Origin of the sequence: Thiothrix caldifontis (assembly GCF_900107695.1) — a bacterium.
GTDB lineage: Bacteria > Pseudomonadota > Gammaproteobacteria > Thiotrichales > Thiotrichaceae > Thiothrix > Thiothrix caldifontis.
In genome coordinates this window covers 228707-244844 of sequence record NZ_FNQP01000003.1, presented here as the reverse complement: position 1 = coordinate 244844, position 16138 = coordinate 228707, and the positions used below count along the sequence as shown (strand labels likewise).

At 52.9% G+C, this 16138-nt stretch carries 20 protein-coding genes; 9 read left to right on the top strand and 11 right to left on the bottom strand.

Annotation, left to right across the window (positions count from 1 at the left end; translation table 11 throughout):
• Positions 1-63 precede the first annotated feature (63 nt).
• A complete protein-coding gene (locus BLV87_RS03910; RefSeq protein ID WP_093065587.1) occupies positions 64-1050 on the top strand; it encodes a transporter in 987 nt (328 codons plus the stop codon).
• A gap of 6 nt (positions 1051-1056) precedes the next feature.
• Here BLV87_RS03910 and BLV87_RS03905 read toward each other — a convergent pair whose 3' ends face one another.
• The 5 genes from BLV87_RS03905 to BLV87_RS03890 form a co-directional block, all read right to left on the bottom strand.
• Positions 1057-3726 (bottom strand): response regulator, encoded by a 2670-nt coding sequence (locus BLV87_RS03905; protein ID WP_093065585.1) that lies wholly within the window; start codon positions 3724-3726, stop codon positions 1057-1059.
• Positions 3727-3853: 127 nt separating this feature from the next.
• On the bottom strand, positions 3854-4027 hold the full coding sequence (locus BLV87_RS19235) for a hypothetical protein (protein ID WP_175517831.1): 174 nt from the start codon (positions 4025-4027) through the stop codon (positions 3854-3856).
• Positions 4028-4184: 157 nt separating this feature from the next.
• Entirely contained in the window at positions 4185-4964 is a 780-nt protein-coding gene (lepB, locus tag BLV87_RS03900; RefSeq protein WP_093065583.1) for a signal peptidase I, read from the bottom strand.
• Positions 4965-5030: 66 nt separating this feature from the next.
• Positions 5031-5264, bottom strand: coding sequence for a hypothetical protein (locus tag BLV87_RS03895; protein WP_093065581.1), 234 nt, complete (start codon positions 5262-5264; stop codon positions 5031-5033).
• 1 nt (position 5265) lies between these two features.
• Positions 5266-5949 carry an RNA polymerase sigma factor gene (locus tag BLV87_RS03890; RefSeq protein ID WP_175517830.1) on the bottom strand — a complete coding sequence of 228 codons (684 nt, stop codon included), beginning with the start codon at positions 5947-5949 and terminating at the stop codon, positions 5266-5268.
• A 45-nt stretch (positions 5950-5994) separates the two neighbouring features.
• Between BLV87_RS03890 and BLV87_RS19230 the strand changes: the two genes are divergently transcribed.
• From BLV87_RS19230 to BLV87_RS03880, 3 genes are all read left to right on the top strand, one after another.
• Entirely contained in the window at positions 5995-6375 is a 381-nt protein-coding gene (locus BLV87_RS19230; RefSeq protein WP_175517829.1) for a hypothetical protein, read from the top strand.
• An 85-nt stretch (positions 6376-6460) separates the two neighbouring features.
• Positions 6461-7171, top strand: a complete 711-nt coding sequence (locus BLV87_RS03885) for a response regulator (RefSeq protein WP_093065577.1) — start codon at positions 6461-6463, stop codon at positions 7169-7171.
• On the top strand, positions 7168-8253 hold the full coding sequence (locus BLV87_RS03880; RefSeq protein ID WP_245706906.1) for a sensor histidine kinase: 1086 nt from the start codon (positions 7168-7170) through the stop codon (positions 8251-8253). Before BLV87_RS03885 ends, BLV87_RS03880 begins: the two co-directional genes overlap by 4 nt.
• On the opposite strand, the gene BLV87_RS19225 is transcribed toward BLV87_RS03880, so the two are convergent.
• The 4 genes from BLV87_RS19225 to BLV87_RS19220 are packed head-to-tail and all read right to left on the bottom strand — an operon-like array spanning position 8168 to position 9370.
• A complete protein-coding gene (locus tag BLV87_RS19225) occupies positions 8168-8404 on the bottom strand; it encodes a hypothetical protein (RefSeq protein ID WP_175517828.1) in 237 nt (78 codons plus the stop codon). The two genes, BLV87_RS03880 and BLV87_RS19225, sit on opposite strands and share 86 nt — an antisense overlap.
• A 3-nt stretch (positions 8405-8407) precedes the next feature.
• A complete protein-coding gene (locus tag BLV87_RS03870) occupies positions 8408-8992 on the bottom strand; it encodes a DNA-3-methyladenine glycosylase I (RefSeq protein ID WP_342719247.1) in 585 nt (194 codons plus the stop codon).
• Between the two features lie 13 nt (positions 8993-9005).
• Entirely contained in the window at positions 9006-9221 is a 216-nt protein-coding gene (locus BLV87_RS03865) for a helix-turn-helix domain-containing protein (protein WP_093065575.1), read from the bottom strand.
• A gap of 5 nt (positions 9222-9226) precedes the next feature.
• Positions 9227-9370: a hypothetical protein gene (locus BLV87_RS19220; protein WP_175517827.1), complete on the bottom strand. Its 144-nt coding sequence runs from the start codon at positions 9368-9370 to the stop codon at positions 9227-9229.
• Positions 9371-9447: 77 nt separating this feature from the next.
• Between BLV87_RS19220 and BLV87_RS03860 the strand changes: the two genes are divergently transcribed.
• Complete coding sequence (locus tag BLV87_RS03860) at positions 9448-10020, top strand: hypothetical protein (protein ID WP_093065573.1); 573 nt, start codon at positions 9448-9450, stop codon at positions 10018-10020.
• On the opposite strand, the gene BLV87_RS03855 is transcribed toward BLV87_RS03860, so the two are convergent.
• On the bottom strand, positions 10017-11273 hold the full coding sequence (locus BLV87_RS03855; RefSeq protein ID WP_093065571.1) for a DUF2254 domain-containing protein: 1257 nt from the start codon (positions 11271-11273) through the stop codon (positions 10017-10019). The two genes, BLV87_RS03860 and BLV87_RS03855, sit on opposite strands and share 4 nt — an antisense overlap.
• A 164-nt stretch (positions 11274-11437) precedes the next feature.
• On the opposite strand from BLV87_RS03855, the gene BLV87_RS03850 reads away from it, so the two are divergent.
• The 3 genes from BLV87_RS03850 to BLV87_RS03840 all read left to right on the top strand — a co-directional run bounded on the left by BLV87_RS03850 (position 11438) and on the right by BLV87_RS03840 (position 14708).
• A complete protein-coding gene (locus tag BLV87_RS03850) occupies positions 11438-13147 on the top strand; it encodes an AAA family ATPase (RefSeq protein WP_093065569.1) in 1710 nt (569 codons plus the stop codon).
• Positions 13144-14118, top strand: a complete 975-nt coding sequence (locus BLV87_RS03845; RefSeq protein ID WP_093065567.1) for an NAD(P)-dependent alcohol dehydrogenase — start codon at positions 13144-13146, stop codon at positions 14116-14118. Before BLV87_RS03850 ends, BLV87_RS03845 begins: the two co-directional genes overlap by 4 nt.
• Positions 14119-14201: 83 nt before the next feature.
• Positions 14202-14708 (top strand): hypothetical protein, encoded by a 507-nt coding sequence (locus BLV87_RS03840; RefSeq protein WP_093065565.1) that lies wholly within the window; start codon positions 14202-14204, stop codon positions 14706-14708.
• Here the strand turns inward: BLV87_RS03840 and alkB are convergent.
• Positions 14703-15350 (bottom strand): DNA oxidative demethylase AlkB, encoded by a 648-nt coding sequence (gene alkB / locus BLV87_RS03835; RefSeq protein ID WP_093065563.1) that lies wholly within the window; start codon positions 15348-15350, stop codon positions 14703-14705. The two genes, BLV87_RS03840 and alkB, sit on opposite strands and share 6 nt — an antisense overlap.
• A gap of 153 nt (positions 15351-15503) precedes the next feature.
• Between alkB and BLV87_RS03830 the strand changes: the two genes are divergently transcribed.
• Positions 15504-16109, top strand: a complete 606-nt coding sequence (locus BLV87_RS03830; protein ID WP_093065561.1) for a DUF6624 domain-containing protein — start codon at positions 15504-15506, stop codon at positions 16107-16109.
• The last annotated feature ends 29 nt before the right edge of the window (positions 16110-16138 follow it).

Genomic DNA, 16138 nt, shown 5'->3' with positions numbered 1-16138 from the left:
TTGCCGACAAAACAAACGGAGGAAAAAACCTAATAATTGGATGAGATTACAGCAAGTTAGGGAATGGAGGGCTTAAAGTTGATGCGTATAGGGGCGTATTGCATACGCCCTCTTCACTGCTGCGCTGGAAAAAGCCGGGTTATCCGGGGTGGCAGTGGTGTTCTGTTACTGTATGTCGGGCTGCTGCCGCCCTGCTTTGCCCTTGAGCCTGAACCCCGCAAATGGCAACACCTTCCGGTAGGGACCAATATTGCGGGTATCGGCTATGCCCATACGGAGGCTGATATTCTGCTTGACCCCACCTTCAGACTCGAAGATGTGGGGATGTCGTTAGACACGTTGGCTGGTAAATACGTACACACTTTTGAGCTGCTCGACAAGTCAGCACGCATTGAGCTGACGCAAGCCTATCAGGATGGTACCTGGACAGGTGTGATAGATGGCACGCAGAAATCAGTTTCAAGAAGTGGCCTGGCAGACACGGTGGCGCGTTTTGCCATCAACCTCAACGGCGCACCACCGTTAAGCGGCAAAGACTATGCTGCCTACCGCGCCCAAGTGGATAAGGAGACTCTCGTCGGTGCTGGACTGGCGGTACGCCTGCCAACAGGTGAATATTTCGAGGATCAACTGGTGAATATTGGCGATAACCGCTTTACGTTTCGCCCACAAATTGGCGTTACGCATAATGCAGGTAAGTGGACTACCGAGGTAACGGGTGAAGCAGCGCTATTCACCGACAATGACCAATACTTTAAGGGTAAAAAGTTGGAACAAGACCCGCTATACGTGCTGCATAGTCACCTCAGTTATACGATCCGTCCGGGATTTTGGGTGGGCGGCGGCCTGAGTTATGAGACGGGTGGCGAGAAAACCGTGGATGGTGTGGACAAAAACGATGCCAAGGAAAACGTTGCCTGGGGACTGAACCTGGCTTACCCGCTCAGTCGTCATGCCAGTGTCAATGCGAAATATATTGGCAGCCAGACCCAGAAAGATACTGGCCTTGATTCTGATACCTTTTCGGTCGGTACGTCGCTGTCGTGGTAATGCTATTCAGGGTGTTGCTGCGTTTTGCTCCCTGAATTTTGTGGGTGTCATCGCATAGTAAGCCTTAAAACTACGGGTGAAGTGCGAAGCATCGGCAAAACCCGCTTGATAAGCGACTTGTGTGACGGGTTCATCCGGGTGATGCGTCAGGATCTTTTTGGCGTATTCCAGACGAATCACTAATACCATGTTTTTGGGGGTATCGCCGGTTAAGGCTTTCAGCTTGCGGTTTAAACTGCGCTCACTCATGTGCACCGCTTCGGCTAAATCCGCGACTTTGATGTCGGCATTGCCAATATTGGCTTCCACGTATTTTTGCAGGGTATCGAGAAACGAGGTTTCGCGTTTGGGCAGTTCGGGATGACAGATCACTTGCTGCAAACCGTGATGCTGGTAAAACGCCTGAATCGTGCGCCGTGACGCAATGAGATTGTTCATCCGCAGCGTCAGTTCCCTGACATCAAAAGGCTTGCTCAGGTAATCATCCGCGCCCAGTTCCAACCCTTCCAGCTTTTCGTTGTGGCTGGATTTGGCGGTCAACAGCAACACCGGAATATGGCTGGTTTGCGGATGGCTTTTCAGTTCACGGCACAGCTCATAGCCATTCATTTTCGGCATCATCACATCCGACAACACCAGATCGGGCATGGCTTCCCGCGCCAGTGCCAGCCCTTCTTCACCATCGGCGGCTTCGATCAAGCGAAAATGGATCGCCAGATGCTTGCGGATGTAGGCACGCATCTCGGCATTATCGTCAACCAGCAACACCAGTTTTTCGGAAACTTCATTGCGCTCAAAACCCATCAACACGGCATCGTTATCAATCCGCACGGGTTCACCGACAGCATCCAACGTCAGTAAATGCTGATACTTGTCGGCAGCAAGCGCGGCATTGGATTGATGTTGCACCACCAATTCCGGCGGGAAATGTGCATAGCCTTTGCGAAAGGTAATGGTAAAGGTTGATCCCTGCCCTTCGACACTTTCCACCTGAATGTCCGCGCCATGTCGCTTTAACAATTGCTTGACGAGTGACAAGCCAACCCCTGTACCCGGTTGCCAAGCGGGATTGCTGTGTTCGTGGGAATAGAACATCTCAAACACCTTGTCCAAGGCATCGGCGGGAATGCCACAGCCGGTATCACGCACGCTGAGTTGCAGCGTTGCATCATCCGGTGAGCCCAGTTGGATGGTGACATCACCACCCTCCGGCATACTTTTCAGGGCATTGGAGATGAGGTTGAGCATCACCTTATCGAAGGCATCCGCATCGAAATACAACGCAGACTGTTGCGCGGTGTGATGATTGAACTGCAAGTGGATGTGGCAGCGTTGCCTGCTGGCTTGCGACTCGAAATTGGCAATCAGCGGCGGCAGATAACTGTCCAGATGCAGCAAAGTAGGCTTGATCGGCAACGAACCCGCTTCCAGCCGCGATAACTCCAGCAACTGGTTGACCAATGCCAACAAGCGCTGATTGTTGTGTTTAACGCTGGATAATGCGGCTTTCAGTTCTGCGGGTTTGATACGCTCAGCGTCTTCCAAGACATCATCCAGATTACCCAGACTTAAGGTCAGCGGGGTGCGGAATTCATGCGAAATACCTGCGAAAAACTCGGACTTCTGGCGGTCAAAGCGTTGCAGTTGCAGCTCGGTATTTTTGCGCTCTGTGACATCATGCAACGACAGCGTAGCCCCTAAATGCCGCTGGGTTTTGGGGTGCAAAATAGGTTGTAAAACCGCATCAATATGACGATGGGGTGCGCCTTGATGACTGCCCTCAATCTCCAGTTGTGCTTCCTGTTTTTTCGGACTCGAAAAATCAAAGCACTGTTTGAGCTTTTCGGGAATGTCCTGTTCACGCCGCTTAAGCGTCTCTGGCGATAGGTCAAGGTTGAGAAGTTTATTGGCACACTCATTTACAAACAGCAATTTCGCTTGAGCATTACTCACCAAAATGCCCGAATTGACGTTATCCATAACGCCGCGCAAGGCTAATGGCATGACATCCAGCAAGCGGTACTGACGGCTGATCCAGAACAAATAAAGGGTCATAAAAACGACCGTCAAACGGTATTCAGTCACACCGTATTTATGCAGGGCAAAAAAGGCAAACGGCAACGGTGTTAATACGACGATTTTGACTACATCCGAAATCGTGTGTTGCTGTTTTTTTATCATCAGATAAGGCGTAAGCACCGTTAACAGCAATAATGTACTCCACGCATAGATATACCGAACAATGACATAACTGCCGAGCCGTTGCTCAGGATTTATCAGCGCAACGCTGGATGCCTGACTTAAATAACCATGAGCAACCATATCAAAAACCACCAGCAGAAATTGCAGCACCGGATGAATCAGAAACAGCAGGATTCTGAAATCAGTCATGGCAACCTTCCGTTCCTGTTGGTATTCCAGCAGCATCCAGACCCAGATCGGATAAACTAAAGATGCCAACAAAAAATCAAAATCCAGTAAAGCCTGCCCGATCAATTGCCCCTTATCCCATTCAAACAGTTCGAGCGCACGTAAACCGGCAAAGATGGCCATTAAGTAAGCGAATACCGTAAACGGTCGGGCAATCGGTAAATAACGGTTTTTGAAGCCATCCCACCCCAATGACATCGCCATGATGCCGGTGAGTGCGTAGAGCAGAAAAGCCGCTTCATTCATGATTACTGTTTCCCTCGCTCGCGCTGGCGACAAGCGCCACTGATGAGGGTAAGCATACAGGAAAATGCAGGCGGAATGACAACAGACAGGGGCGGCAAACCCCACCACCCCGGTCTGAAAGTGAGGCTTACTGCTGGTGGGTTAAATAGACTACATTAATGGGTTGAACCTGCCCCTGTTGTACAGCAGGTGTCTGCTGAATCCTGGCACTGGTATGAGCGCTCATGATTCCGATAGCCGCAGTAATCAGGAAGCCCAATGTGATTGGATCAATAGCACCGCGCATCTTTTTCATGTTCATGATAATCACCTCTTGAGTGGAACTCGACTGTTGATCGTGTTCAGCGTTCTAACACTGCTGACTTGAGGTTAATCATGATGGAAATGGTTCGGAATAAATTGGATGAATCAGCCAAAGCCTATGCAAAAACCGCCATGAAACAGTCTTTCCAACTGTCTTACTCGACCACTTTGCCTAAACGCTCCCAGCGTATTGCACCATCACCACGGGAAAACCAGATTTGCCGCGCCTTGCCCACCACATCCTGCAACGGCACGGTGCCGAAATCGCGGGAATCTTTGCTGGCAGCACGGTTATCCCCCAGTACAAACACCTCTCCTGCTGGCACGGTAATTTCGCCGCCCTCGACTTTCATCACATCCCCCGGCAAGCCGACAATGCGCTTGATGTAATACGTGGTGCGGTCATTCGGATACACAAAGATCGCAATATCCCCACGTTGCACCGCCTTCAGGCCGGGGCGGTTATAGCGTTTATCGGCAAACAGAATATCTCCCGCCAGCACCGCTGGCTGCATACTCGCCGACGGTATACGGAACGACTCGACCAAATGCGTGCGCACAAAATCAATCAGTAACGGCAAGGTGAGCACACTGCACAACAACCACACCAGCACGTATAAACTGCCCCGCTGCCAAGGCTTCGGGGTATAAGCCTGCAAACGCCGCGCGGTGCGAAACGCATCCACCACGCTATAGCCCCACAGCCCCAATAAGGTCAACAAACTCAGTAACAGGGTTGGAAACGTCCAGCCCGCAGGCAAATACAAGGCAATCACCGCAATCGCCGGAACTGCCAACAGCGCAAAGCCCAGAAACAGCCAGGTCGCCTTATTCCAGTCACCGTTATAAAGCTGCCCAAAACCGGGCAGGATGAAGGACATGAATGCCGCAAACCACGGCTGGCGGCGTTGGTAAATCAAAGTATCCGATTGCATGGAAAGCTCCAAAGTTGTGATTCATGCTGAGTTATACCGCCGAGATCGGCAACGGTTACAGCGCATTTAACCCGCTGCACTCACCATCCAGATGCCGAACACAAAGCCCAGCACTTGACCGATACCCGCCAATGCGCCGCCTGCCAACGCTAACCATTGCAACCATTCCAAGGGCTGGCTGCCTTGCGCGGGCAAAGGTAAATAGGTGATGCGCTGCATTACCCGCTCGCTGAAACCTTGCGGCACATCCAGCGGCTCGAGTTGCAGTAAGCGTTCCAAGGGATCGTCGTGTTGTGCCATGTCAAGCTCCTAGCCAGTGGCGTAATTGTTCGCGGGCGCGGTGCAAACGGGTTTTGACTGCGCCGACGCTACAGCCTTCGATGTGGGCAATGGCTTGCATATCCAAACCCTGACTATACGCCAAGGCTAACAGGCTGCGTTCTTGCGGGGGTAAGCGTTTGAGGGCGGCTTGCAAGCGGCGTTGCTGCTCGTGTTGTTCGGTGTGTTCCAGCGGGGTAGCGTCTTGGCTGGCAACGTCGGGTACATCTTCGCCCCAGTGCATTTCCAGCCGATTGCCTGCGCGTTCCAGCTCATTTAACGCCAAACGGCGGGCGATGGTGAATAGCCATGTGGAAAATTCAGCACGGTGCGCGTCGTATTGCCCCAAATGTTGCCATGCGCGGGTGAAGGTTTCCTGTGCCAAATCTTCTGCCTGCGCGGGTGTGAAACCCATGCGCCCCAGGTAGCTGAACAACGGGCGCTGATAGCGTTCCACCAGCGGCGCGAATGCCTGCCGATTGCCTTGGGCGATGTGCTGGAGGATGGTTTGGATGTCCACAAAAGTTCCCGGTGCGTGGGTGATAGCACTTATACAAGCGCTAGCGCGAAAGGTTACAACCACCGTCATCACTTCACAAAACTTTACATTCGCGCCACATTCCAGCAATGCCCGCGCTGCATGATGTACCCATACCAGATCACACACTGGTTGATAAAAACCAAGCAACTGATTTTGAATGGAGTACCTCTCATGACTGACGAAACCAAAACCACTGACACTACCCCAGAAAACAGCCAGCCGACCGCAGAAACAGTGCCAGAAAGTCACACCAGCGGTTGCCGTTGGAGCAAATGCCGCCCGTTTGGTGGTGAAAAGGGTGACTGGCACGGCAAACATTGCTGCAAGAAAAAACTTGTCTTAGGTATTATCGCCATTGCCCTACTGAGCTTTTTCGCGGGCAAAGGTTGCAGCCATCACCACGATAAACATATGCGCATGGGGCACATGGAACAGCCCAGCGTGACGCAAGCCTACAATGGGCGGGTACAACAAATGCCGTTGAGCATGATGCTGGATGGCATTGCCGCCACCCCCGACCAACGCGCCAAAGCGGTTAATTTGCTACACTAAACACGTTCATCGTCACCCGCTATCGAGGATAATACGCAAGCGTTGCTCCAATCGGGGGTAACGCTTTGCCGTATTGGGAGGAATCATGCCAGAACCGTTGCTATTGATTGATGACGATGTGCGTTTAAGCCAAATGCTGGTGCAATACCTCGCCGAAGCGGGTTATGCCGTGACCTGCGCCCACACTGGCAAAAGTGGCTTGCAACTCGCGGCGCAAGGGCATTGGGCGTTGATTATTCTGGATTTGATGCTGCCCGACGCGGATGGCTTGGACTTGTGCCGCACCTTACGCACTGGCAATACCGCGCAAATTCCGATCCTGATGCTCACTGCACGCGGCGATGCCACCGACCGCATTATCGGCTTGGAAATGGGCGCGGATGATTACTTACCCAAACCGTTTGAACCGCGTGAATTACGCGCCCGCATCAAAGCGATTTTACGGCGTGGCGCACGCGATGCCGCGCATGTCCCCGTGTTACGGTTTGGGCGTTTGGAAATCGACCGCGAAGCCCGTGAAATCCGTGTTGACGGGCAAGTGCGCGAAGTCACCAGTTACCAATTCGACCTGCTGGTGGCAATGGCGGAACGCGCCGGACGGGTGTTAAGCCGCGACCAACTCATGGACATGGTGAAAGGCGAACCGCTGGAAGCCTTCGACCGCTCGATTGATGTCCACATTTCACGCTTACGTGCCGCGATTGAAGACAATCCCAAACACCCACGCCGCATCCTGACCCTGCGCGGGGCAGGTTATGTGTTCGCCCGTGCGCAAGACAGCGACGATACCCTATGAAATTTGAACGCCACTGCCCAGCCAACCACGGTGCACAAGCGATGCGCGAACACTTGCACCAGCATTACTTGCAGCATGTTGAAAGCGTGGAAGAGCCGCGCCGTTTCCATCGCCTGCGCAAACGCTTGTTCTGGCAAATCTACGTGGTGGTGATCAGCAGCGTATTGCTGGTGTCGGCACTCTCCGGTTTGTTGCTGCATTTGCGTGCCGAAGGCGTGACCCATATCCCGATTATTCCACTGCTGATGCTGACCGCGCTGGTGGTATCGTTGGGCGCATACCCGATTGCGCGTCGCCTCACTTACCGTCTGGAACAATTGCGTCAAAGCGTGGAAGCCTTGGGCGAAGGCAAACTCGAAACCCGCATGACCGTCAAAGGCTGCGATGAAGTCGCGGTACTCGCCAGCAGTTTCAACCAATCTGCCGCACGCATCCAAGCCTTGCTCGCCGGACACCGCCAATTGCTGGCGAATGCCTCGCACGAATTGCGTTCGCCACTGGCACGGATGCAAATGAGCCTCGCCATGCTTGCCGAACAGCAGCACATTGAAAACACGCCCGCCGTTACCGCCATGCGCCAAGACATGCGCGAACTCAACCAATTGGTGGAAGAAATCCTGCTCGCCAGCCGTTTGGATACGCTCGAAATTCCGCTCGAAAGCCAGCCCGTTGACCTCGCAGCCTTGCTGGCGGAAGAATGTGCGCGAACCGCTGCCGATTGCGAAGCCCAAACCTTACAAGTCATGGGTGATGAACGTTTACTGCGCCGTTTGATCCGTAACTTGCTGGAAAATGCACGGCGGCACGGCGGCGGCGATGTCACCGCCCGACTTTTTAGCCCCACTGCCGACAGCGTTACCCTGCAAGTCTTGGATCGCGGCGCAGGCATTCCCCCCGCCGCACAAGCCCATGTATTTGAACCCTTCTATCGACCTGCCGGACACGGCGAAGCGCAAGGCGGCTGGGGTTTAGGCTTAAGTCTGGTCAAGCAAATTGCTACCCGTCACGGCGGCAATGTGGTTTGCCAAGCCAGAGACGGTGGCGGCACGGTGTTTGCGGTGGAATTGCCCGCGTTGCCGTAACGAAACCACTGGGCAAATCAGCTTTCACAGCTTGCTGAAACTCGCGTTCACAATACAGAGCGTATTCGCCAAACATCTTCCTGAACGATACTTGCCCCGCGCCCTGCATCTGGTCGCGGACGTATTCGACGAAACTTAACTCGGTTGCCATTGGCTATCCCTCCCGCCGGAAGCAGTCGAGCATGTGGTCATTCACCATCCCTGTCGCCTGCATGTGCGCGTAGCACACGGTTGAACCCATGAATTTGAAGCCGCGCTTTTTCAAATCCTTGCTCATTGCATCCGATTCCGGGGTGGTGGTGGGGTATTCTGCCAAGGTTTTTCGGTGGTTCACGATGGGTTTGCCGCCAACAAATTTCCACAGATAAGCATCAAAACTGCCGAATTCTGCCTGCACTGCCAGAAAGCGTTGTGCATTGTTGATGGTTGCCAATACTTTCAGGCGGTTGCGGATAATTCCGGCATTGCCTAGCAATTCCTCGACTTTGGCAGCGTCGTAGAGCGCGATTTTTTCGGGGTCGAAGTCATCGAAGGCTTGGCGGTAATTTTCGCGTTTGCGCAGGATGGTGTACCAACTCAAGCCCGCTTGCGCCGATTCCAGCACGATGAACTCGAACAATTTGCGGTCATCGTGGACGGGTACGCCCCATTCTTCGTCGTGGTAGGCGACGTAATCGGGTTTGCTCAGGTCTACCCATGCGCAACGGCACAGGGTGGTGTCATGTGTAACAGCATTCACGGTGGTATTCCTTTTACTCTCCAGTTTCAGACTCAAACGCCAAAATATCCCCCGGCTGACACTGCAACACTTCGCAAATCTTTGCCAGCGTATCAAAGCGAATGCCTTTCACCTTACCAGATTTGAGCAGGGACACATTCTGTTCGGTAATGCCAATGCGTTCCGCCAGCTCCTTCGAGCGCATCTTGCGTTTGGCGAGCATCACATCAAGGTTCACAATAATGGGCATGGGGGTCACACAATCTGGCGGTTATCGTCGGCAATCGCGGCGGCGGCTTGCAAGGCATGGGCAAGCATCACCACCAAAGCCCCGATTAACACCAGCATTTTTGCCGCCGGTGCCAGCCAATGTTTCAGGTGAGATGTATCAAATTTCATATTAACTTCGCTTTCATGTTGCGAAGCCAAATATTATTGTATTACGATAATTACTTCAACCAAAAAGGTGATTTAAGATGAAACAACTGCTCCCCGTTGCCACGACACTGCTACTGGTCGCCTGCACCGCCATCCCCGTCAAAACGCTCTACAAACTCGCCACCGCTGACCTGATGACGGTTGACCCGACCATTTTACGGGTTGCCGCGCAAATGCCAGATTGGGTTGCGCCACGCCCGGATGGGGTCAAGCTGGAACTCGGCATGAAACGCGACGGTGAAACACCCATTAACGAACGTTTCAACCTCGAAGCCATCCCGCTGGCACTGGAAGGTAAAACGCTTGCCGATAACGCCAAACCGGGCTATACCCTGTATGCGTACCGACTTGCACCGGCGGATATTCCGCGCCTGCAACACTTCCGCGACACGCTGAAGGCGAAAAAAGCCGATGGTGGCAAGAAACCGGAAGCCTCAATGGGTGTCGGGGTGGATGCGTGCCGCAAGACTGAACTGCCCGCAGGCAAAATCCCCGCCACCACGTTCCTGCAACTGGACAGGGAATCGGGCTATCTGCCTTTATTGGTCGATTACGATTTGCGCCAAAAAGTGGAAGGCAAGGAATTGGCGGCCTTGATTCCGCCCTGCTAAGCAAGCACCTGCGCTGCGGCATCCCGCACTTTCTGCCGCTGTGAGCTAGCAATCAAGGCTTGTTCCGCAAACTCCAACGCCGTGGCGGACATTTGCCGAGCAGCAGCGGCAAGTTCCGCATCGCCGTGACGCGTCAAGGATGCCAATACCTTTTGCAGACGAATCCCCACTTCGGCAATCGCTGCGCCGTCACGCGCAATTGGTGAAAAGCTATCGTTCACCAATTCCTCGGCGGTCAACGGCAACACACTGACGGCGGGGTATTCAACCTGAAAACACGCTTCATCACTGCGTATTTCCGCCCAATGGGCTAACAATTCCTGCAATACATGCAAAATATTAATCGCAGTGCCAGGGTCGTTTACCGCTGGCGACAAGGCACGATCCGCTGTTTCCGCCAGGTTGAGCAGGTTATAACGCACATCCACTTCCGCCTGCCGCCAAGTATCCAGCGTAATGGTTTGGCGCACCGCATTCACCAGTGCCTCATCCGCCACCTGCGCGGGCGTAATGTAAGCCAACGGCAAGGTTTTATCCGCCACTTCAGCGGGGCGGGTTGCCAAAATCACCTGACAATCTTGCGCAGCGGCCAAGGCTTGCACTTTAGGGACATTCAGCAACACCACGTAGCCGTAACTCTGCGGGTAAACGGGGCAACTGTCAGCGGGGATTGCACCATCCCACCGTTTTGCCCCAAACGTACCGACTACGTTGTGTTGCAGTGCCGCTTTCGCCGTGACTACCAATTTCTCAATCGTGGTGCTTTGCCTGCCCAAACGCATGGCGTAATTGACCCAGCGTAAAAACGCGACCAACACCAGACTGACAATCCCAATCAAGCCCAAAAACAGAATAAAGCGCCCGTTATTGCCGTAATGAAAGGCTTTCAGTGCAAAAATACTCACGAATCCGTAGATAAAAGCCGCCACAAAGGATGACAACACAAATTGCGCGGTGTTATCCGCCAAAATCAGCCGTGAAGCACGCGGCGTGGTGGAATTGGATGCTGATGAGGCCGCCGTAATAATCCCCGCCAAGGTAAACGTGGCGACTGACAACATGCTCGACGCAAACGTCCCCAACAGCGATACCAACGAATCCTCACTGATATTCAGATCAAAACGTTGCTCAAATGTTTGCCCAAACCAATACGCAAACGCCGCCAACCCCATGGATAACAACGCGGCAAGCGTGGGGCGTATCCACAAATGCTTGGCAAACTGACGGCGAATGCTGGCGAACACGGTATTCATCGAACCTTCCTTGGCTGTTGCGCGAAAACACGGATAACGGTGTGATGAGTGTAGCCTATGCCGTTCACAACGCAACGCTCTACCCCACAAACGCTGTACGGCTTGACCATCGGCGGCACGGCTTATGTTAAACTCCCTCTATCAATCCGAAGGATAATAACGGCATGAAAATTCCCTACGGCGAAAGCAATTTCAAAACCGTCATCAGCGGTGGTTACGTTTATGTTGACAAGACTGCGACCATTAACCAGTTGGAAGAAGCAGGCAAATACTTGTTTCTGCTGCGTCCGCGCCGTTTTGGTAAAAGCCTGTTTTTGTCGATGCTCGAATATTATTACGACGTGGCGTATCGGGATGAATTCGATACCCTGTTTGGTCGGTTGGCTATTGGGCAAAATCCCACCCCGTTGCGCAACAGCTATCAGGTGCTATTCATGGATTTCAGCGGTATTGATACCGATGAGGGACATGACACGATTCTCCAGCGTATCAATGAGAAACTCGATAGCCACCTGCAACATTTTTTGCGGCGTTATGCTTATCCTGAAACGTTTCAACGCGAAGTGCTGGCGAAAACCTCACCCGCTGCCAAAATGCAGCATTTTTGGGACGTGATGTCCGGGCAAAAGCTGCTGCTGCTGATCGACGAATACGACCATTTTGCCAACAGCATTCTCGCCGCTGATATGAAACTGTTCTTGCGAGTCATGGGCAAAGGCGGCTTTGTGCGCAGCTTCTACGAAACACTCAAAACCGCCACGCAACGCGGCACACTGGATCGGCTGTTCGTCACCGGCGTTACCCCCATTATGCTCGACAGCATGACCAGCGGTTTTAACATCGGGCAAAATCTCTCGCTGCATGAAGGTTTCAATGAAGCGATTGGCTTTACTAAAACGGAAGTCAGCGGTTTGCTGCAACCGTTGGCGGATAGTTGCCCGGTGGCGTTGGAACAGTTGCTGGCAGACGTCACCCGCTGGTACAACGGCTACCGTTTCAACATCAAGTCCCCAGAAACGGTTTACAACGCCAATATGGTGCTGTATTTCGTGAAGAATTTTGATCTGCGCCGTTGTGCTTACCCCAAGCCAATGATGGATGAAAATATTGCCTCCGATTACGGCAAAATCATGGGTATGTTCAGTATTGGTAATCGTGATGAAAATTTCGCAGTGCTGGATGAGCTGATTAATCAAGGCACAGTCCAAGCTTCACAACGCCGCAAATTTGAATTCGACAAAGGGTTTGATCGCGATGACTTCATCAGCTTACTCGCCTATATGGGCTTTGTGACCCTACAAAATGAAACGTTATCGGGTGAAACGTTCGTTATCCCCAATTACGCCATCCGCGAGTTTTACTTCCATTATTTCAAGGTGGAACTGGAACGCCGCAACCAGATCAGCATCCCGAATCAGGCATTGCGGCTAGCGGTGGAAAAGCTGGCACTGTACGCCGACATTCAGCCCTTGATGGATGAAATGGTGCGTGCCTTGCAACTGCTTTCCAACCGTGATGCAATGGGAATGGATGAAAAGCACGTCAAGGTGCTGCTGCTGACGCTGTTGTACCAGACACAAATCTATTTCGTGCAAAGCGAACGTGAACTCAACCGCCGTTACCCCGACATTTTGCTGCTGGAACGCAACCCCATCGCAGTGCCGCACCAGCATTTGATCGAACTGAAATACAGCAAGAAAAGCGATAAGGATGCCGGTTGGGCAGCCAAAAAGCAGGAAGGTATCGAGCAGGTGCAAGGCTATCTGCAATTGCCGGAGATTGCAGCGTTGCAAAACCTTGTCGCATGGCTGCTGGTCACGGATGGCGAGCGAGTGGAAGTGGTCAACTTTTCATTCCCGGAAGGCAACGCATGAAAGCGATAGTGTGCAAGCAATACGGTTCCCCCGAAGTCCTGCAATGGCAGCATGTGGAAAAACCTGTTCCGAAAGACAATGAAATTCTGATCAAAATACACACCACAACGGTCACGTCAGCGGATTGCCGGGTACGCGGCCTTAATACTCCCAAAGGTTTCCGGCTGTTGATGCGTTTGGCACTGGGCATTAACCGCCCTAGACAAGCCATTTTGGGAAGCGAGCTTGCCGGTACAGTTGCCGCCATCGGTGCAAACGTCAGCCGATTTCAGGTAGGCGATCCCGTGTTTGCTTTCACCGATACCCGCATGGGCTGTTACGCAGAATACACCTGCCTGCCCGAAAAGGGCGCAATAGTACGCAAGCCCGCTAACCTCAGCTTTGCAGAGGCTGCCGCCCTATCGTTTGGCGGAACCACTGCCTTGCACTTCCTCCGCAAAGCCAAGCTGCAAAGCGGAGACAAAATACTCATCAATGGCGCTTCCGGTGGTGTAGGCACGGCTGCGGTACAACTGGCAAAACACTTTGGCGCTGAAGTCACGGGCGTATGCAGCACCACCAATCTGGCCTTGGTGAAATCACTCGGTGCTGATCATGTAATTGATTATACGCAAGAAGATTTCACCCAGCAGAATACAACGTACCATGTCATCCTCGACACCACGGGCCATGTGTCATACGCCCACTGTAAAGCTGCACTCAAGGCCGGAGGCCGTCTTGTGCTGGTGGCAGCGAGTTTGCCGGAGATGCTGGCAATCCCGTGGGGGGCGATGACAGGCAACAAAAGGCTTATTACCGGGGTAGCATTTGGTGATGCTAAGGCATTAAGTTTTCTCGCGAATTTGGCATTGAAAGGGAAATATCGCCCGGTTATTGACCGGTGTTTTCCATTCGAGCAGATCGTAGCCGCGCATCGTTATGTGGATAGCGGGCGCAAACAGGGCAATGTTGTCATCACGCGGTCATCATGAACGCACGGAATGTAGCTGCTTTTGACTGCTGGCAGGATTGCGCTTAACGTACAGGCTAAGTACTTCACGCGAGGAGTTCCGTCATGTACAGAAGACTCTTTTTCCTGTTTCCATCCCGGAAACAAACCAATCAGGCTGTCTTGCAATTGGAGGATATGGGGATCAAGGAAACCGATATTCATGCTTTTTCGGCAGATAAACAAGAACTCGCTGGCTTACCCCCCGCCTCCGACCGACAAAAGCGCGGTCTGGATGTGTTGGTGGAAAAAGTCTGCTGGAATGCCGACCTGATCCTGTTTTTCATCGCCTTGGCTGGCTTTGGTGTGGCGTTGTTTTATTCCTCATTGGGATGGGCGGCACTGGCGTTAATAATCATGGCGCTGACCTTCAGTGCTGGCTATGTATTCGCGACCCGTATCCCCAAAGCACATGTCACGGATTTCAGGGATGCGTTACGCCACCACGAAATCCTGCTGAGTGTCGATGTGCCACCCGGACAGGTTGCAGCGGTTAGCAGCCTGATGCATCGGGGGCATCCCGAAGTGGTTGATGGCGGTGTCGGCTGGTCGTTACATCGCTTTGGTCTATAAACCCTGCCGAAACGTCAGGTTGATACGCACTTCACCCAGCAGCGGGTGTTGCCCCGCCTTGAGTGGTGCAATGCCGTGGAACACCAACCGCGCTTCCCTGCCCCACACCACCACATCGCCGTGCAGCAACGGCACTTTCAGCGCCTTGTCACTGCGCTGCAATCCGCCCCACAAAAACGTCGCGGGCAAACCCAACGACACCGACACAATCGGCGCGGTCAGGTCGCGTTCGTCCCGATCTTGATGCAGTGCCATTTTCGCACCCACCGAATAGCGGTTGATCAGGCAGGCATCCGGCTGGAACGCAGGGAAACCTGCCGCCAGTGCTGCGGCTTGCGCCAAACTGCGGAAATCCGCTGGCAGCGCAGGCCAGGCTTGCCCACTCAGCGGGTCGGTGGTGCTGTAGCGGTAGCCTTTGCGGTCGGTGATCCAGCCCACCGTGCCGCAGTTGGTCATTGCCACCGACATCGTATAGCCGCCGGGCGTTTGCATCTGCCGGAACGGGGCTTGGGCGGCAATGGCGTGGATGCCTGCCAGCAAGCGGTCGGTATGGGCGGTCGCGTATTGGCGCAATACCAGCGCACCGGGGCTTAAGGGTTCAGTCCAGGGTTCGGGCGGGGTGTTGAAGAGGTTGAGGTTCATGGGGGGTATTTTAATGGTTTGGGAACAAGAATGGGCTGTATCAATACAAGTATTTTCATAGCGAAACTATCGAGGAAAATACTGCGAGACACCAATTTTTGACAGTATAATCGTGGAAAATTGATTGCCATGAGAATCAGAAGGGAAGCTCTGATGCAGTATTTAAATGAACGCCTGAGCCAAGAACTTGTGGCGATGGCAGAAAATGATCACTCCATAAGGGATGCGTTAGTCGCGGATGGTTCTCTAGGCAACTACGGTTATCACCCTCGTATGGAAGCTGTTCATAAAAGCAATACAGCTCACCTTACAAGCATCATTGAGCAGTATGGCTGGCCTGGAAAAAGCCTTGTTGGTGAAGACGGGGCATGGGCAGCATGGCTAATCACACAACATGCTATTGGCAATCCTCCCTTTATGCGGTATTGCCTGTCTCTGCTTAAGCAAGCCGCATCCAACAATGACGTTATTCCTTGGCAGGTGGCAATGCTGGAAGACCGTATTTGCATGTATGAGGGGAAACCCCAAATTTACGGGACACAATTCCAGCCAGATAAGAACGGTGAACTTAATCCTTATCCGATTGAAAATCCCGAATCTGTCAATGGGCGACGACTTGCGGTTGGCTTGAATACAATTGAAGAAAGGACAGCCGAAATAAGAGAACAAAGTACCCGCGAAAACGTTCCAACACCACCAGACCTAGAGGAGCAATACGAAAAATGGCTTTACTCGGTTGGTTGGAGAGTCGCTGTTTGACGATATTGAGTGCCTGAATGCAGTAACAG

Excerpts from the sequence above, each read along its gene's own strand:
- BLV87_RS19225 (WP_175517828.1), bottom strand. The coding sequence starts at position 8,404 with ATGGCAACCGAGTTAAGTTTCGTCGAATACGTCCGCGACCAGATGCAG.
- BLV87_RS03830 (WP_093065561.1), top strand. The coding sequence starts at position 15,504 with ATGCAGTATTTAAATGAACGCCTGAGCCAAGAACTTGTGGCGATGGCA.
- BLV87_RS19220 (WP_175517827.1), bottom strand. The coding sequence starts at position 9,370 with ATGAAATTTGATACATCTCACCTGAAACATTGGCTGGCACCGGCGGCA.
- BLV87_RS03885 (WP_093065577.1), top strand. The coding sequence starts at position 6,461 with ATGCCAGAACCGTTGCTATTGATTGATGACGATGTGCGTTTAAGCCAA.
- BLV87_RS03895 (WP_093065581.1), bottom strand. The coding sequence starts at position 5,264 with ATGGCACAACACGACGATCCCTTGGAACGCTTACTGCAACTCGAGCCG.
- BLV87_RS03850 (WP_093065569.1), top strand. The coding sequence starts at position 11,438 with ATGAAAATTCCCTACGGCGAAAGCAATTTCAAAACCGTCATCAGCGGT.
- BLV87_RS03905 (WP_093065585.1), bottom strand. The coding sequence starts at position 3,726 with ATGAATGAAGCGGCTTTTCTGCTCTACGCACTCACCGGCATCATGGCG.
- BLV87_RS19230 (WP_175517829.1), top strand. The coding sequence starts at position 5,995 with ATGACTGACGAAACCAAAACCACTGACACTACCCCAGAAAACAGCCAG.
- BLV87_RS03880 (WP_245706906.1), top strand. The coding sequence starts at position 7,168 with ATGAAATTTGAACGCCACTGCCCAGCCAACCACGGTGCACAAGCGATG.
- lepB (WP_093065583.1), bottom strand. The coding sequence starts at position 4,964 with ATGCAATCGGATACTTTGATTTACCAACGCCGCCAGCCGTGGTTTGCG.
- alkB (WP_093065563.1), bottom strand. The coding sequence starts at position 15,350 with ATGAACCTCAACCTCTTCAACACCCCGCCCGAACCCTGGACTGAACCC.
- BLV87_RS03910 (WP_093065587.1), top strand. The coding sequence starts at position 64 with ATGGAGGGCTTAAAGTTGATGCGTATAGGGGCGTATTGCATACGCCCT.
- BLV87_RS03865 (WP_093065575.1), bottom strand. The coding sequence starts at position 9,221 with ATGCCCATTATTGTGAACCTTGATGTGATGCTCGCCAAACGCAAGATG.
- BLV87_RS19235 (WP_175517831.1), bottom strand. The coding sequence starts at position 4,027 with ATGAACATGAAAAAGATGCGCGGTGCTATTGATCCAATCACATTGGGC.
- BLV87_RS03855 (WP_093065571.1), bottom strand. The coding sequence starts at position 11,273 with ATGAATACCGTGTTCGCCAGCATTCGCCGTCAGTTTGCCAAGCATTTG.
- BLV87_RS03860 (WP_093065573.1), top strand. The coding sequence starts at position 9,448 with ATGAAACAACTGCTCCCCGTTGCCACGACACTGCTACTGGTCGCCTGC.
- BLV87_RS03845 (WP_093065567.1), top strand. The coding sequence starts at position 13,144 with ATGAAAGCGATAGTGTGCAAGCAATACGGTTCCCCCGAAGTCCTGCAA.
- BLV87_RS03840 (WP_093065565.1), top strand. The coding sequence starts at position 14,202 with ATGTACAGAAGACTCTTTTTCCTGTTTCCATCCCGGAAACAAACCAAT.